The sequence below is a fragment of the Litoribacter populi genome, assembly GCF_007483685.1.
Lineage (GTDB): Bacteria > Bacteroidota > Bacteroidia > Cytophagales > Cyclobacteriaceae > Litoribacter > Litoribacter populi.
In genome coordinates, this window is sequence record NZ_VMKN01000002.1 from 24,898 (window position 1) to 41,913 (window position 17,016).

A 17,016-nucleotide genomic window follows, 5' to 3' on the forward strand; every position below is an offset into this window, starting at 1 on the left:
CCTTTCAGTCAGTATAAATAAAATTTAACCATATCAATGTTCATCACTCATCTGAAATCGAGCAACGGCCATCCTTCATTCTACAAATTCAACAACAACATGGCCACTCCAAAATAAACCGCCAAGCCCAATAGATCATTAGCTGTGGTAATAAATGGGCCTGATGCTAAGGCGGGATTCACACCCATTCTATTTAAGACAATAGGAGTAATCGTACCCATAAAGGAGGCCATCAAAACAACACAAAACATTGCCAGTCCTATGGTAACTCCAAAAATAAACTCATGTTTATATACTAAAACCACTACGGCAAGCACAAAACCTCCCAAAACTATTCCATTAACCAAAGCTATCAGAAAACCTTTCACAAATCTTTGCCAAGGCGTATCGCTAAATATGGATTTGGCCGCCAAGGTTTGTACAACAAGGGATGAAGACTGGATTCCGACATTCCCTCCGGTGGCTGCAACCAGTGGGATAAAGGACGCAAGTGCGATCACTTTCTGCAGGCCATCTTCGAAGAAGTCAATGATTCCCGCACCCATCAACCCTCCAATTACACCGATAAGCAACCATGGTAATCGAGCCTTCGCAATACGAAAAATGCTATCACTTTCCTCCACATCGTCAGAAAGACCGGTCATCGCTTGAATATCCTCTTCAGATTGTTCTCTAATCACATCAAGAATATCATCAATGGTGATTCTTCCGACCAGTTTATTCTTGACATTAACAACGGGAATGGATTCCAAATCATATTTCCTCATGATTTCAGCTATCTCTTCCTGCCTCATGTTCGTAGGAACCGATATTTGGTCATCTTCAAAAATATCGGCAATCTTGGTATCAGCCGATGAAAGAATAATTCTTTTTAGGCTGACCCTACCCAAAAGCCTTTCCTTATTATCCACCACATAAATGGAGTAGATCTTCTCCACATTTTCCGCCTGTCTACGGATTTCGTTGATGGTCTGCACTACTGTCCAGTTCTGGTTTGCCTTGATAAATTCTTTGGCCATAAGACCACCCGCACTGTCCTCGTCGTAGCGTAAAAGGTCCAGAATATGGGCAGACTTCTCCTTTTCTTGCAGATGGCTTATTACATCTTCCCGCTCGTTTACTCCGAGTTGGTTGAGGATATCCACGGCATCATCAGAGTCCATGTGGTCAATGAGGGCAGCCAGTTCGGTCTGCTCCATGGCTGTGATGATTTTGTATTGGTCATCTTCATCAAACTCAATAAGGATATCTGCCGCTAACTCATCATCCAGCACCCTGAGCACGTACAAGGCTTCCTGCATGGGAAGTTCGTCCAACAAGGCTGCTACATCAGCCTCATTTGCTCCCTCCATGGATTCCTTGATAAATACCTTATCCTCGGCCTCTATGGCCTGCCGGAGTTGCTCGAGGTACTCTTTTGAGAGTTCAAATATTTTTATTTGTTCCAAGTTGCTTGAATTTGATTCGTTAAAAATATGAAATCCTGCACGCCCAACTGCTCGGCCCGCTTGTCTAGCAATGGCAATTCCCTAACCTCTTCGGCCATTCCCATTGACTTGAGTGCATTTCTTAATGTTTTTCTCCTTGTAGAAAAAGCCTGTTTGACTACCCTAAAAAACATTTTCTCATCACAATCCAACTTTTCCGTATCATTTCTTTTAAGCCTTATGACGCCACTGTTCACCTTTGGCGGAGGATTAAATACCCCTGGAGGCACGGAAAAAAGATATTCTATATCATAAAATGCCTGAAGCAATACACTCAATATGCCGTAATCCTTATTACCTGGAGGGGAAGCTATCCTTTGGGCGACCTCTTTTTGTAACATGCAAACCACCTCAGGCACCTTGTTGCGGTCTTGCAACACTTTAAAAAATATCTGTGAAGAGATATTATAAGGGAAATTCCCCACCACAGCATAATTCCCTTCAATTACCTTTCCAAAATCATGATTAAGAAAATCTGCTTCCACAATCTTTTCCCCCAGTTCTGGATACTTCTTGTGAAGATAGGCTATGGACTCTGTATCGACATCCACAAGGTATAAGTCCCAGGGCTCCTGCAGCAGAAAATCCGTCAAAACCCCCATCCCTGGTCCGATCTCGAGCACTTTTTTTACTCCCAGATGACCAGTCATGCCTTTGGCTATTTTTTCGGCTATTCCCAAGTCTGTTAGGAAATGCTGGCCTAGGTGCTTTTTAGGTTTGACTTTGTCCATCTTAATTTCTCTGATAAAAATTCGTTAAATTGCGTCTCAAAATTAAGATATTATATGTTAACTGCCATACGTTTAAAAAAGAGCCTTGAGAATAGCTCCTCCCTTCAAGGAATAATCTACCTCTCGAAAGAGGAAGACCTAGAGGCATATCCTTTTGAGGAAAAGGAAAAAGCCTTCATCAAGGATAGACTTTTTATTAAAAACAAAGAGCAGGTAACATTTGCAAACGGCACCCATCAATTATTACTATTAAAGCAAAAAGAAAGCTCTTCAGACACATATAGAGCGGAATACGCCAGAAAGGCTGGTGCGAAGGCTTGGGGATTTCTCAAAGAACTAGGCAATCCATCTATTTATGGCTTCGGTAAGGGCACCCACTTGGTTGCATTTATTGAAGGATGCATGTTGGCCTCTTATTCTTTTCAGAAATATAAAAGTGAAAAGAAATCATTTCCTTCCTCTATTGAAGTTATAGCAGAGAGCTTGTCTCAAGAAGAGTCGGACTACCTTCAGCTTTCAGTCAACGCTACGTTCATCGCCAGAACCTTGGTCAATGAACCGGCCATCTATCTGACAGCTCCACAGCTTGCGGAGGAAATTGAAGCTTTAGGAAAAGAATATGGGTTTGAAACTGAAAGCTATGATGAAGCCCGCATAGCCTCCCTTAAAATGTCCGGACTTTTGGCCGTCAATGCCGGAAGCGAATTACCGCCCACTTTCAACATCATGTGTCACCGTCCAGAAAAACCAATTAATAGCAAACCCATTGTACTGGTTGGCAAAGGTGTGGTTTATGATACAGGAGGACTCAGTTTGAAACCAACAGCCAACTCCATGGACCTCATGAAGTCAGACATGGCTGGGGCTGCCACTGTGGTGGGCACCATGTGCGCCATAGCTAAACTAAAACTTCCCATAGAGGTAATCGGCCTTATCCCGGCCACAGACAACAGACCTGGCTATAATGCCGTCACTCCAGGTGATGTGATTGAATATCCAAATGGTAAAACTGTAGAAATTCTCAATACCGATGCTGAGGGGAGGTTGATATTGGCCGATGCACTTATCTTTGCAAAGAAGTACCAACCTGAATTGGTCATCGATGTGGCAACACTGACAGGGTCAGCTATGGCGGCCATTGGAAAGGAAGGCGCTGTGATGATGGGCACCGCCTCTCAGGAGTGGAAAAGTCAACTGCAAGCTGCAGGTGAATCTACCTGTGAGCGCTTAGTGGAGTTTCCCATTTGGGAAGAATATGACGAGCAGTTGAAATCAAACATTGCTGACATCACAAATTTGGGTGGGCCGACCGGCGGGGCAATCACAGCCGGAAAGTTTTTACAACATTTCATAGATTTTGAGTGGATACATCTGGACATTGCAGGTCCTGCCTATTCTAAATCCACAGAGAGCTATAAGCCCGCTGGGGGAAGTGGATTTGGAGTCAGACTGCTAACCAGGTTTTTATCAAATTATACCAATAGCACTAAATGAGCAACCGGAAAAACAAACCCGTAATCGGGATTACAATAGGAGATATCAACGGCATCAGTGCCGAAGTGACCATGAAGGCCCTTTTGGACAACAGACTACAAAAACTCATTACGCCTGTCATCTATGCTCATGGCAAAGCAATCACCTATTACCGCAAACACTTACAGCTGGATGATTTCAATTTCATGCAGATCAAAAACGTGGATGAAATTCACCATAAAAAAATTAATGTTATAAATGTGGTGGAAGAATGTCCAGAGGTGATTCCAGGTGTGGAAACTATGGAAGCCGGTAAGATGGCCTTGGCGGCAATTGACCAAGCCATTTCAGACCTAAAGGCCAATAAAATCCAAGCTATGGTCACCGCTCCACTTAATAAAAACAATATCAACAGCGAGGAGCTGAGCTTCGTAGGCCATACCGAATACCTGACTCAGGCTTTTGAAGCTAAAGACAGCATGATGTTTATGGTGGCAGATGACCTTAGGGTGGGGTTGGTTTCCGGGCATGTTGCCTTGAAGGATGTACCAGCGCAAATCACACAAAAAAGGATCCAAGAGAAGCTTCAAATAATGATTAAGTCTCTTCAGAATGATTATGGGATAAATAAACCAAAAATCGCCGTGTTGGGTTTGAATCCACACGCTGGAGAAGATGGGTTGTTAGGCGCCGAAGAGGAGGAAATCATAAAGCCGGCCATCCGAACGTTTAAGGACAAGGGGGAAATGGTATTTGGACCTTATCCTTCTGATGGATTCTTTGGAATGATGCACTTCAAGAAGTTTGACGGAATTTTAGCTATGTATCATGACCAGGGGTTGGTGCCATTTAAGACTTTGGCCTTTGAGACAGGAGTGAATTTCACTGCTGGCCTGCCTTTTGTGCGAACTTCACCAGACCATGGTACTGCCTATAATATCGCCGGAAAGAATATTGCCGATGAGGGATCCATGCGTTCAGCCATCTTTTGCGCCTATGATATTATCAGGCAGAAGGGTGACTGGGAAGAAGAGGACTAAAATAAATGCGGTTCAGTTTTAGTTTCTGAAAATACTTCACTAAATTTGCGGTCTTAAATTAGAAGGAGGAAGCGTGAAATTCTTTAAAGCTTACGATATTGAAATCATCAAACTTAAGGAAGGGAAGCATGAATTCACCTTTCCGGTTACTGATGAGTTCTTCAAACACTTTGAGGACAATGTAATTGTAAACAAGGGGGATTTAACAGCCTTGATTACAATTTCGAAGGAGGCTAATTTAATAGATGCGATATTTGACATCAAAGGGAGTGTGGAGCTTACCTGCGACCGGAGTCTAGAGCTATTTGACCACCCACTGGAAACCAGTCAACGAGTCAGGTACAAATACGGTCCGGAGGAAGCGGAGATCAATGAGGAAATCTTTATGATCACCAGAGACACTCCGAACATCAATGTCGCCCAATTGATATATGAATTTATAATATTGGCGATCCCGGCCAAAAAAATCCATCCGGACCATGTATATGAAATGGATGAAGATGATTTTGATGCAGAGGGTGAGTTGGTATACAGTTCCGACGAAATTGATGAGAATGAGCCTGAGCAGGGCGAAGAATCATCTGATTCAGAAGAAAATACAGATCCCAGATGGGAAGCGCTTAAAAATTTAAAGAAAAAAGATTAATCTAAAAATTGCATAGAGATGGCACATCCTAAACGAAAAATTTCGAAAACCAGAAGAGATAAGCGAAGAACGCATTACAAGTTGACCGCTCCTGGCTTGGCACAATGCCCAACCACTGGTGAATTCCACCTTCCACACAGAGCTTACTGGTTGGACGGTAAATTATACCACAAAGGTCAAGTGATCATGGAAAAAGAGGTTTTGGCTTAAGCTGACCTTTCTACATACTAAAAAAAACCATCTGAAAACCGCAGATGGTTTTTTTTTCATCTTTACCAAAATATGAATTGGTCTTTCCATCCTCTCAAAAGCATTTATAGATATGTTTTTCTTGGGGTATGGGACTTTAGGTCATGCCTTTACAATTCTAGTGACCAAAATCCTTGGTGGTAAAGTACTTTTTAAATAATTTTGAAGGCCGTAATGTAGAGTACTTATATATTAAAACTTATAATTAGTACTTTACAACAATTATAAGGGATATACTAAATAGAAATAGCATCTTAATCATCCACTATTTCCAGGGTATTTCCCCAAATCAAAAGTAAATGGAAAAAATAAGAGCTGTAATAGCCGGAGTACATGGTTGGGTCCCCGAATATGTGTTGACCAACAAGGAATTGGAAACCATGGTAGAAACCAACGATGAGTGGATTATCTCTCGAACAGGAATTAAAGAAAGAAGAATTCTAAAAGGAGAAAATCAGGGTACTTCGGTGATAGGCACCCAGGCTGTAAAAGGCCTATTGGAGAAAACAAACACAAACCCTGAAGATATTGACCTAATTATCTGTGCTACGGTAACACCTGACATGGTTTTTCCGGCCACTGCTAATATTATAGCTGATAATGTGGGTGCAAAAAACAGCTTTAGCTTTGATATCTCTGCAGCTTGTTCTGGTTTTCTATATGCATTGACTATAGGCAGCCAGTTTATTGAGACAGGCAAGCATAAGAAAGTAATTATAGTCGGTGCAGATAAGATGTCGGCCATAGTAGATTATACTGATAGGTCTACTTGTATTATCTTTGGTGATGGTGGTGGAGCGGTTCTTTTGGAGCCAACTACCGAAGAAGTCGGTGTTATGGACTCTATTCTTCACTCAGATGGATCTGGAGCCCCTTTCTTACACATGAAAGCTGGTGGAAGCGCCAGACCAGCCACATTGGAAACAGTAGCTGCACGTGAACATTTCGCTTATCAGGAAGGCTCTACGGTGTTCAAATTTGCGGTAACCAACATGGCTGAAGTAAGTGCTAATATTATGGCCAAAAACAATCTCTCCGCTGAAGATGTATCTTGGTTAGTACCACATCAGGCCAATAAGAGAATTATTGACGCCACAGCCAATAGGATGGGCGTAGGACCTGAAAAGGTGATGATGAATATTGAAAAATACGGTAACACCACGGCAGGCACTTTACCACTTTGTCTTTGGGATTACGAGTCTCAATTGAAAAAGGGAGATAATATTATTCTAGCTGCATTTGGCGGCGGGTTTACCTGGGGATCCATTTACTTAAAATGGGGCTATGACCCGAAATAACTAACGAAACTAAATAACCTTAAATAAATGGCAAGTACTGCAGATTTCAAAAATGGTCTTTGCTTGGAGTTCAACCATGATATCTTTACCATCGTGGAATTCCAGCATGTAAAACCTGGGAAAGGCGCTGCGTTTGTGAGAACAAAGCTGAAAAGCCTGACAACAGGAAAGGTCTTGGACAAGACCTTCAATGCGGGCGAAAAAGTGACCACTGCCAGGGTGGAAAAAAGGCAACACCAGTTCATCTATGCAGATGACATGGGCTATCATTTCATGGACACAGAAACTTTTGAGCAGATTCCAATAGAAGAAAAACTGATCGAAAGACCAAAACTTCTTAAGGAAGGCCAAATGGTGGATATCTTAATCCACGCTGAAAACGAAACTCCTCTAGGAGTTGAATTACCACCATTTGTGGAGTTGATGATCACCTATACCGAGCCAGGCATCAAAGGAGATACAGCAACCAATGCTCTGAAACCTGCTACCCTCGAAACAGGGGCAACTGTAATGGTACCTTTGTTTGTAGACCAAGATATTATGATCAAGGTAGACACAAGAGACGGTTCTTATTCAGAAAGAGTTAAATAAAAAATCTTTTAGCCATGCATACTCCTATTTGCATGGCTTCACTGTTTTTATACACACAGAAACTGACAATCAAAACATAAGTTTCCTAACTTCAAAAAATTATGAAAGCGCAAGAAATTCAAGAACTAATAGATTTCATTTCTAAGTCAGGTTTGGCTGAGGTCAAAATTGAGACTGATGAGTTCAAACTTTCCATTAAAAAGAACTCAGAGGTAGTGCAGGTGAAAGCCGCTGAAGCATCAGCCCCAGCACAATCAAACCCAGCTCCAGCACCATCTAATCCAGCTCCAGTAACCCCTACCGAAGCTACAGCTCCTTCAGCTCCAGCTGCAGACAATAGCAAATACATTGAAGTGAAGTCTCCGATGATCGGAACGTTCTATAGAACTCCTAATCCGGATACTGAAGCATTTGTAAACGTGGGAGACACAATCAAAGCTGGTCAGACGGTATGTATCATTGAGGCAATGAAGCTGTTTAATGAAATTGAATCAGAGGTTTCTGGTAAAATCGTTAAGGTATTGGTAGAGAATGCCACACCTGTTGAATACGACCAACCATTGTTCCTAGTAGATCCGGCAGGATAAACTTCAATTTTGTTTAAACTAACTTAATCAACTGTGTTTAAGAAAATACTTATTGCAAATAGAGGAGAGATCGCCCTTAGGATAATCCGTACATGCAAAGAAATGGGGATCAAGACGGTGGCGGTATACTCCACTGCTGATAAAGACAGCTTACATGTTCGTTTTGCTGACGAGGCCGTTTGTATTGGCGCTGCTCCATCAAGGGATTCCTACCTAAATATTCCACGTATAATTGCTGCCGCAGAAATCACCAATGCGGATGCCATCCATCCTGGATACGGCTTTCTTTCTGAAAATGCCGAGTTTTCCAGAATCTGTGATGAATATAACATCAAGTTCATCGGTGCAAGTGCTGAAATGATCAATAAAATGGGTGACAAGGCCACGGCCAAAGCTACCATGAAAGAGGCCGGCGTTCCGACTATTCCAGGTTCTGAAGGACTTTTGAGCTCTTTGGAGGAAGGTATTAAAATTGCCGGGGAGATGGGCTATCCAGTTATCGTTAAGGCTACCGCTGGTGGTGGCGGTAGAGGGATGCGTATCATCAAACAGGAAAGTGAGTTTAAGAAAGCTTGGGATGACGCCCGCCAGGAATCTGCCGCTGCTTTTGGCAACGACGGCCTGTATCTTGAGAAATTTGTGGAAGAACCGCGTCACATTGAAATCCAAGTGATCGGCGACAGCAACGGCAGAGCATGTCACCTATCTGAAAGGGATTGTTCTATACAAAGACGTCACCAAAAGCTAGTGGAAGAAACCCCTTCACCGTTTATTACAGACGAACTCAGAGATGCTATGGGTAAAGCTGCTATCAAAGGAGCTGAAGCCATTGGTTATGAAGGAGCGGGAACTATCGAATTTTTGGTGGATAAGAACCGTGACTTTTACTTCATGGAGATGAACACCCGAATTCAGGTAGAGCACCCTATTACAGAAGAGGTAACCGATTTTGATCTTATCAAAGAACAAATCAAAGTAGCTGCAGGCGAAAAAATAAGCGGCAAAAACTACTACCCAAAGCTTTATGCCATGGAATGTAGGATCAACGCTGAAGATCCAACTAGGGACTTCAGGCCTAGCCCAGGTAAAATCGTCAATCTTCACCTCCCAGGTGGACGTGGAGTGAGGATTGATAGCCACGTATACGCAGGCTACGTCATTCCACCTAACTATGACTCCATGATAGCCAAGCTAATCGTAAGTGGACAGTCAAGAGAAGAAGTTATAGTAAGGATGAAGCGAGCCTTGGAAGAGTTTGTGATTGATGGCATCAAGACCACCATTCCTTTTCATTTGGCATTGCTAGATGACCCAGAATTTAAAGCTGGAAACTTCACAACCAAATTCTTGGAAACGTTTGACTTTTCACTCATCAAAGGTTAAAAGATCAAAAGGCTGCTTTCAGAAAGCAGCCTTTTTTATTTTGAATAGTAGAGCTCTTAAAGCTTCTCTCCCTCTATTTCTCTCACTAAGTCCTCGTACCAATCCTCCCCATATTTCCTAATCAATGGTTCTTTCAAAAACTTATAAATAGGCACTCCAAGCTTTTTACCTAATGAACAGGCTGGATTGCAGATTTCCCACCTATCATAATTCAAAGCATCAAAATCATCGTATTTTTTGACTCTTATAGGGTATAGGTGGCAGCTAATTGGTTTTTTGAAATTGGTTTTCCCATCCAGATATGCCTGCTCCATTCCACACTTTAGAATTCCTTTTTCGTCATACAATGCGTAGGCACATTCACGGTTGTCACCAATAGTCGGTGTACCTTTTTCTCCCTCTTGGTCATAAACCCAAACACCCTGTTTTTTGATAGCAGCTTTTCCTTCCTCTGAAAGATATGGCTCAATGGCAGGATAAGCCTGCTCCAAAATCGCAATCTCATCATCTTCCAAAGGTGCCCCTGCATCACCTTCTACGCAACATGCACCTTTACACTTTTCCAAATCGCACACGAAAAAGTGATCCTTTATATCATCACTCAGCACAGCTTTCCCCACTAATATCATATTCTTACTCTTTAATTATATTACAAAGGTAAAGAATAAATTGCGGACTGACCTTACAAAAAAATAGCCGCCCCCAAAGGAGCGGCATAACCCTGCACTATGAAGTTAAAGCATGAAATGCTTTGTAATTCTAACCTATTCAGGACCATTATGTTTTAGAATCTAAACTCAAACCCAGCGGTAATAAACCTAGGCAAGCCAACCCTGATCCCTTGTGGTCTTCTATTGGAAATATAGCGCTCATCGGTCAAGTTTTTCACCGTAAGGTTGAAATTGGTGTTCCACTTGGCCACAGTATAATTTACAACTGCATCCATCACAAAATAACTTGGAAGTTGTCCTGTTCGTCCGTTTGCTGAAGGAGCAATACTATTTTCCAAATCGGTAAACTGCTGTCCAACGTAATTCCCAACTAACCTAGCACCCCATCCTGATTCAGTTTCTAAAGTCAGGGCGGTGTTGATTAGCCATTCCGGTGCATATGGAGTCCTATTACCTGAGATATTCATTTCATTTATAAATCTGTCTTCAGAGAAAGTAGCATTAATAAATGTAGCATTGATATCATACAATAATTTGGTTCTGCTTAAACCCAATACCTGACTAAAATCCATCACTAGTGCTGTCTCCAGTCCCGAGTGTCTTGTAGCCCCACCATTGACCACCCCGAAACCGACACCTCCTGAAGATTCTGAAACTGGGATGATTTGGTTTGAAAATTCCATATGGAAAGCAGTCATTTCCATAAATATCCAACTTAATAAATCTGACCTAAAACCTAACTCATAGTTCCAGCTTTGCTCAGCGTCCAATTCATACACATCTCCTACGTTGGATATAGCATCTTTAATTCTAGGAGGGGCAAAACCTTTATGAACACCACCAAACATATTTAATTTTTGGGTGGGTCTATAGTTAAATCCCATGCCTGGGATCACCTCAACAATATGGCTTCCGGCTACCAGGGAGGTATCTCTGATACCAACACCGGGGAAACTTCTTCTATTAATGTCTCTAACATAATCGAAGCTCTCCATCCTTACCCCACCACTGAAGCTGAACTTATCGCTCAGGTGAAGTTTATTTTGCGCATAGGCACTGATCGCGTGCCCAGTTCTAATTTCATCCTCTACCAGATCCCCGCTTCTAACACCAGCCTGAGTACCATTTATTCTCTGCTCAAATGCTCTTTCATAAAGGAATCTAGTCCCAACGATCAGTTCATTCTTTTTGGAAAAAAGGTTATGATCAATTTCCAACCTTGGCTCTATACCGGCCACTTCAAATTGTCTATTTCTATTTCCAGTAGAGTTTCTCATATAAAGAGCTCCGCCTGCGACTTCTGTGTCGCCCCACACCGTTCCAGTCCAGTTTGCAGGAGGTGTATAACCTTCGCCTCCTCCTACTGCGAAATCTTGACGGTTCCAGTTCCTGGTAGTAGTGTAGCCATAAGCTATAGTCCTTAATCTTACCTTTTCGGAAATCTTGTATTTATGACTGAAACTTAAAGAATATCTTTTAACATCAAGTTGGTCATCTGGCGCTATTCTCACATAATCCTGCCCGCCTGCATCAAACATCGTCTGGGTAAGGCCAACGTATGTGGAATTAGAAATCTCATTATACACGCCAAGTTTTACACCCAAAGTAGACCTCTCGTTAAGGTCAAAAAGAAACTTGGTATTAAAATCGGTGATATCAAACTGAGTGGGACCTACATTGTCCGCTCTTTTCTTCAAAAGATTAACTTGTACTCCGGTGGTTCCAAAAGTATTGCCATAGCTAAGCATACCGGTAAACAAACCACCTTGTCCCCCTTGAATTCTCACTGCACCCTCCTGCTCTTGTGGAGGAGTAGCCGTAATATAGTTTACGACCCCACCAATTGTTTGAGGACCGTAAAGAATTTGACCGGAACCTTTCAAAATCTCCACACCGCTCATACGATCGATCGCTGGCGTATAGTAAAGTTCAGGTTCTCCATAAGGTGAAAGAGCTACAGGTACTCCATCTTCTAAAACTAAAACTGAACGACTACGGTCTGGGTCTAGGCCTCTGATACCAATGTTTGCCCTCATCCCCATACCTTCCTCATCCACTACATGGACGCCTGGTGATCTTCTCAAAGCTTCGTTGCCACTTAGCGGGTTCAGTGCTTTTAATTCCCTTTTATCTATGAAAGTAACCGCACCGGGGACCTTACTAAACATTCTATCTTTCTCGGAAATTACGGTAATCTCCGGCATATCAACTCCTATTTCGGCAAAAATCAAATCGAGTTCTTTAATAACCCCATTTTTCACTTCCACATCCCGAGTGATGGCCTTATACCCCATAGCCGACACCTTCACCGTGTAAACTCCATCTTCAAGATCAAAAATCTCAAATGAACCATCAATATTGGTGAGAGTACCTTTCACCGTACCCAACACTTGGATATTAGCATAAGGAATTGGTTCGCCATCTTTTGACTTAACTTTTCCCGTTAGAGCCAGATCTTTTTCTTCTTTAGAAATTAATGCAAAAGAATGTTGGGAAGAACTTAGGACAAAAACCAAGGTTACCAAACAAATGCCGAGTAATGTACAGATCCGATTCATATATCAATCAATCCTTATTTAGATTTAATTTAATTAACGTTACAAATGTATTCTCTATTTAAACTTAATCCAAATAAGGTTTTAGGAATTTTTAATAGATTTTTTTTATCAATCTCCATAATTAATTTGAAGACTAATAAATGGAATTATTTATGGAACAATTATTGTTATCTTTGGCAAAACTCAGGCAGAAAAATTCATTTTTGCCTAGGGTAAATCATCTAAAACATTGTAATTTGCAAGATGCAAGCCGATTTGTCGCCGTCCCGTCTTTGGGCGGGAAGGAGGAAAGTCCGGGCAACAAAGAGCGCCATACTTCCTAACGGGAAGGGCCCCACTCCTATGATGTGGGGTACAGATAGTGCCACAGAAAACAAACCGCCGCGAAACGATGTCTCGGGGTAAGGGTGAAAAGGTGGGGTAAGAGCCCACCGCTCCTACAGTGATGCAGGAGGCAGGGTAAACCTTATGGGTTGAAAGATCAAATAGGCTCCGGTCCAAGGGCTGCTCGTCCAATCCCGATCCGTCGGGAACCCGGAGTGGGTAGATCGATAGACCCTGCTTGCGAAGGCAGGGCTAGATAAATGACAAATGGCTTTTGCCCTCGGGCAAAGGTTACAGAACCCGGCTTATAGGCTTGCATTTTTTCTTTTATTATTAATAACACATACACATTATGCCTAAAATTTTGATCGTTGATGACGAGCGCGTCATCAGGGCTACCCTGAAGGAAATCCTAGAGTATGAGAAGTATGACATCTCAGAGGCTGCAGATGGAGAAGAAGGCCTAAAGAAAATTCAAAACGAGGAATTTGATTTAGTGCTTTGTGACATTAAAATGCCAAAAATGGACGGTTTGGAGGTTCTAGAAAATGCTTCCAAAATGGAGCGTCAGCCCCAGTTCATTATGATTTCTGCACACGGCTCGATAGAGTCAGCAGTGGAAGCCACCAAAATGGGGGCATTTGACTTTATCCCCAAGCCACCCGATTTGAATAGGCTACTACTTACGGTAAGGAATGCTTTGGAAAAAAAGAACTTGGTCACAGAAACTAAAGTCCTAAAGAAAAAGCTATCCAAGAAGCTTGACATGGTAGGAGCTTCTGCGGAAATTCAAACCGTAAAAGACACTATAGAGAAAGTGGCTCCCACTGAAGCAAGAGTCTTGATCACTGGACCAAACGGAACGGGTAAGGAACTTGTGGCACATTGGCTCCATCAGAAAAGCAACCGCTCCACTGCTCCATTTATAGCAGTTAACTGTGCAGCCATTCCGGCTGAATTGATTGAAAGTGAACTTTTCGGTCATGAAAAAGGTGCTTTTACCTCTGCAAACAAACAGCGACAAGGGAAATTTGAGCAGGCAACTGGTGGTACTTTATTTTTGGATGAAATCGGAGACATGAGTCTTTCTGCACAAGCCAAGGTTTTGAGGGCCCTTCAAGAACATAAAATCACTCGTGTGGGTGGCGACAAAGATATTAAAGTGGACGTGAGAGTTCTGGCCGCAACCAATAAAGACTTAAAAAAAGAAATCGAAGACGGAAAATTCAGAGAAGATCTTTACCATCGTTTGAGTGTAATCCTTATTCAGGTTCCGGCGTTGAAAGACAGAAAAGAGGACATCCCTTTGCTTGTTGATAAATTCTTGGGTGATATAGCTCAAGAATATGGAACGGCTAAAAAGACGGCCGATCCGGCAGCTATTTCTAAACTTCAAGAATTTCCCTGGACAGGTAATATCCGGGAATTAAGAAACGTAGTAGAGAGGTTGGTAATCTTAGGAGGTCAAACCATTTCGGAAGATGATATAAAAAAATATGCTGACTATTAAGTCAGCATATTTTTTTTATCCTTTTACCTCTTCGGCAATTTCAGCCTTAGCGTAAGCCGGACAAGGTTTGCTAGAGGCACATGCTCCTAGGCCCAAAAAGCCCAATGCCAAAATAACAGCTAATAATCTTCTCATATCTTTAAAATTTTTACAGAAACCCAAATATGTTTATTTCTCAATGGAATACAAAATTAAATTGAAAACTTTTCATTCCCTACCAAAACTAACGATGGATGAAACCGATTAAATATCTCTCCTGTGCTTGTATACGAATAATTTTTTCGAATTTTTAAAACATTCAGCCTTCACAAAATATTTCAAAGTTAGGTTCAACATAAGAAAACAAACCATGCTTAGTATCTTTAAAAAGAAATCGAAAATAGAAGTGCTGCGTCAGAAGCACAAAAAGCTTTTAGAGGAAGCTTTCCAGCTTTCCAAGATAGACCGACAGAAGAGTGATCATAAATATGCCGAAGCAGAGGCAGTGGCAAATGAGTTAGAAGCTATGAAAACCAAGGCGCCCTAATTCTTACTATTGGCGTCAGGATAGAATTCCAGTTTAATAATTATAGGAAAGTGGTCAGAACCAAACTTGGCCAACTTGTTCAAACTGATCAATAGAAAATCTTTGGTATAGAAAAAGTGATCCAAGGGATAGCGAAAGAAGGGCACAAAAACATTATAGGTATTGAAAAAGCCCCTTCCCTCCCGGGGGTCCCATAAACCAGACCGCTTCTGAAACAACTCCGAAGTTGCGGACCAGGCAACATCATTCAAGTCGCCGGCCAGAATAGATGGCTCATTCTCTTCTTCCTGTTTTCAGCGCTGGGACACCCAAGGCTAAAAACCGAATAAATCAGCCAATTTTCTTTGACTTTCGTTCAGGATTATTGTTTTAGAAACGGTCTGCTGGCTCGAAGGAATGGTTACTCTTACCGTGTAGATGCCTTTTGCTATGTCAATGGCCTTTTCTGGACTCAGTTCCGACTGCTTTTCCTTCAACAGCCTTTCCAGCTCCTTGTACACTTTGTAGGCCACGAATGCTATACATATATGGGCTTCTATTCTTCTTTGGGCCCTATGATATACCGGCCTTATTTTTAGGTCACTTTTGGCTATCCTGAACGCCTTTTCTATTTTCCACAGATTGTTGTAGTTTTCTATTATTTGGTCTTTCCCCAGTCGTGTATTGGTGATATAGCCTTTCAGGCCGTCCCACCTGGAATCCTGTTCAAATCTTGCCCGGTCGATCTCAATTTTGATTTCGCCCTCCATTTTTAGGTACTTGTTGTAGCCCCTGTTGTTGATGTGCGATTTATTGAGCTTTCCCGACCTGAGCTGCTTCTCCAGCTTCTTCAGGCCCCTTTCCCTGTTGGACCGGTCTTTTCTGGCCCGCTTCTCAGAATAGCTGACAACCATTTTGAGCCCTTCTTCCCAATCCAGGATGGTGCTCTCCCCGTTGCACAGCTCAAGTGAAAGAACCTTTGATTTTTGGCCCTTACCGCCGGTCTTCAGCCTGGCTCCCAAAATGAACTCATATCCCTTTTCAACGAGGTCTTCAATATTCTTTTTTGAAAGCAGGCCCGAATCAGCTATGATGACGGGGGCGGGCAGGTTATATTTAGTCTTGAACTTCTCAATAACCGGGATCATCGTGTGGCCTTCAAACTTGTTTCCCTCGAAAATTTCATAGGCCAACGGATATCCCTCCAGCCCGACAAGAAGGCCCAGTACGATCTGTGGATTCTGATGTTTTCCCTCTTTCGAAAAACCTGTTTTTCTAAGGTCATCTTCCTGGTCTATTTCAAAATAGAGAGTGGTCACATCATAAAACACGACATTGATCGATCCCCCGAGTATTTTCCTGGTATGCTCAAAGCTGATCAGCTGGACGGTTTCTTTATAATTGTTGTACAGCTTGTCCATATACCTGTACAGGGCATGGACCTCGATGGAAAGCCCATGGAAATTGAAGAGGTACTCAGTGGTCTTGAGTTTACTGCCCGGAAAACACAGCCTTGAAAAAACCAGCCACCTGAATAGTTCATCCTTGACAGCGTTAAAGCCAATCATGTCAAAAATTTTCCCCAATAAAAGCTCTGTTCCGGTTACCGTAATTCCCGCAATATTGTCGAGAACGTTTTGAACAGCCTGCTTTTCGTTGTTGAATGGGAGCTCCAGTAGCCCACGTTGGGACTTAATCCACTGTTCTCCTTCCTTGACAAGTCTTTCTACTGTGTCCAAATCCGGGCTGCTGCCGACGGTTTTGACGACTTTATATTTACCAGATTTTTTCTCGATTACCTGGACACTGATTTTCCCGCTTTTATTGGGTTTTTTCCGGACAAACATGGGTGAAAATAAGGAAAAAGAAGGCTGGGACACCCATTGTCAACCACTAAAAATTATGATTTAATTGAAAATCAATTATTTAATCAAAAATGGGACTGACGACTGTCGAAAACAGG

The 17,016-nt window shown here is 42.2% G+C and carries 15 protein-coding genes, 1 other RNA gene and 1 pseudogene; 11 read left to right on the forward strand and 6 right to left on the reverse strand.

Going from position 1 to position 17,016, the window contains the following annotated elements; genetic code table 11:
• Nucleotides 1–80: 80 nt before the first annotated feature.
• Both mgtE and rsmA read right to left on the reverse strand, forming a co-directional pair.
• Complete coding sequence (gene mgtE / locus FPL27_RS15875; protein ID WP_143962223.1) at nt 81–1,448, reverse strand: magnesium transporter; 1,368 nt, start codon at nt 1,446–1,448, stop codon at nt 81–83.
• The gene (gene rsmA, locus FPL27_RS15880) at nt 1,436–2,218 is read right to left on the reverse strand and encodes a 16S rRNA (adenine(1518)-N(6)/adenine(1519)-N(6))-dimethyltransferase RsmA (RefSeq protein WP_143962224.1); all 783 of its coding nucleotides are present in this window, start codon (nt 2,216–2,218) and stop codon (nt 1,436–1,438) included. Before rsmA ends, mgtE begins: the two co-directional genes overlap by 13 nt.
• 54 nt (nt 2,219–2,272) lie before the next feature.
• Here rsmA and FPL27_RS15885 point away from each other — a divergent pair, with 54 nt between their 5' ends.
• From FPL27_RS15885 to accC, 8 genes are all read left to right on the forward strand, one after another.
• On the forward strand, nt 2,273–3,712 hold the full coding sequence (locus FPL27_RS15885) for a leucyl aminopeptidase family protein (protein WP_143962225.1): 1,440 nt from the start codon (nt 2,273–2,275) through the stop codon (nt 3,710–3,712).
• Nucleotides 3,709–4,731 carry a 4-hydroxythreonine-4-phosphate dehydrogenase PdxA gene (pdxA, locus tag FPL27_RS15890; RefSeq protein ID WP_143962226.1) on the forward strand — a complete coding sequence of 341 codons (1,023 nt, stop codon included), beginning with the start codon at nt 3,709–3,711 and terminating at the stop codon, nt 4,729–4,731. Before FPL27_RS15885 ends, pdxA begins: the two co-directional genes overlap by 4 nt.
• 73 nt (nt 4,732–4,804) lie before the next feature.
• Entirely contained in the window at nt 4,805–5,377 is a 573-nt protein-coding gene (locus FPL27_RS15895; RefSeq protein ID WP_143962227.1) for a YceD family protein, read from the forward strand.
• Between the two features lie 18 nt (nt 5,378–5,395).
• Complete coding sequence (gene rpmF / locus FPL27_RS15900; RefSeq protein WP_143962228.1) at nt 5,396–5,587, forward strand: 50S ribosomal protein L32; 192 nt, start codon at nt 5,396–5,398, stop codon at nt 5,585–5,587.
• 338 nt (nt 5,588–5,925) lie between these two features.
• Complete coding sequence (locus FPL27_RS15905; protein WP_143962229.1) at nt 5,926–6,924, forward strand: beta-ketoacyl-ACP synthase III; 999 nt, start codon at nt 5,926–5,928, stop codon at nt 6,922–6,924.
• Between the two features lie 27 nt (nt 6,925–6,951).
• The gene (gene efp, locus FPL27_RS15910) at nt 6,952–7,515 is read left to right on the forward strand and encodes an elongation factor P (RefSeq protein ID WP_143962230.1); all 564 of its coding nucleotides are present in this window, start codon (nt 6,952–6,954) and stop codon (nt 7,513–7,515) included.
• Nucleotides 7,516–7,616: 101 nt separating this feature from the next.
• A complete protein-coding gene (gene accB / locus FPL27_RS15915; protein ID WP_143962231.1) occupies nt 7,617–8,102 on the forward strand; it encodes an acetyl-CoA carboxylase biotin carboxyl carrier protein in 486 nt (161 codons plus the stop codon).
• Nucleotides 8,103–8,135: 33 nt separating this feature from the next.
• Nucleotides 8,136–9,485: an acetyl-CoA carboxylase biotin carboxylase subunit gene (gene accC / locus FPL27_RS15920; RefSeq protein ID WP_143962232.1), complete on the forward strand. Its 1,350-nt coding sequence runs from the start codon at nt 8,136–8,138 to the stop codon at nt 9,483–9,485.
• A gap of 56 nt (nt 9,486–9,541) precedes the next feature.
• On the opposite strand, the gene FPL27_RS15925 is transcribed toward accC, so the two are convergent.
• Both FPL27_RS15925 and FPL27_RS15930 read right to left on the reverse strand, forming a co-directional pair.
• The gene (locus FPL27_RS15925; protein WP_143962233.1) at nt 9,542–10,114 is read right to left on the reverse strand and encodes a DUF3109 family protein; all 573 of its coding nucleotides are present in this window, start codon (nt 10,112–10,114) and stop codon (nt 9,542–9,544) included.
• 155 nt (nt 10,115–10,269) lie between these two features.
• Nucleotides 10,270–12,714 (reverse strand): TonB-dependent receptor, encoded by a 2,445-nt coding sequence (locus FPL27_RS15930; protein ID WP_143962234.1) that lies wholly within the window; start codon nt 12,712–12,714, stop codon nt 10,270–10,272.
• A 242-nt stretch (nt 12,715–12,956) separates the two neighbouring features.
• Between FPL27_RS15930 and rnpB the strand changes: the two genes are divergently transcribed.
• The 3 genes from rnpB (at nt 12,957) to FPL27_RS15945 (ending at nt 15,074) form a co-directional block, all read left to right on the forward strand.
• An RNA gene (gene rnpB / locus FPL27_RS15935) (RNase P RNA component class A) lies at nt 12,957–13,362 on the forward strand.
• Nucleotides 13,363–13,390: 28 nt separating this feature from the next.
• Nucleotides 13,391–14,548 (forward strand): sigma-54-dependent transcriptional regulator, encoded by a 1,158-nt coding sequence (locus tag FPL27_RS15940; RefSeq protein ID WP_143962235.1) that lies wholly within the window; start codon nt 13,391–13,393, stop codon nt 14,546–14,548.
• 349 nt (nt 14,549–14,897) lie between these two features.
• On the forward strand, nt 14,898–15,074 hold the full coding sequence (locus FPL27_RS15945; RefSeq protein ID WP_143962236.1) for a Lacal_2735 family protein: 177 nt from the start codon (nt 14,898–14,900) through the stop codon (nt 15,072–15,074).
• On the opposite strand, the pseudogene FPL27_RS19860 reads toward FPL27_RS15945, so the two are convergent.
• Both FPL27_RS19860 and FPL27_RS15950 read right to left on the reverse strand, forming a co-directional pair.
• Nucleotides 15,071–15,349 (reverse strand): annotated as a pseudogene (locus FPL27_RS19860) (endonuclease/exonuclease/phosphatase family protein); the annotation flags it as partial. The gene FPL27_RS15945 and the pseudogene FPL27_RS19860 overlap by 4 nt on opposite strands.
• Before the next feature lie 39 nt (nt 15,350–15,388).
• Complete coding sequence (locus FPL27_RS15950) at nt 15,389–16,900, reverse strand: IS1634 family transposase (RefSeq protein ID WP_143962237.1); 1,512 nt, start codon at nt 16,898–16,900, stop codon at nt 15,389–15,391.
• Between the last annotated feature and the right edge of the window lie 116 nt (nt 16,901–17,016).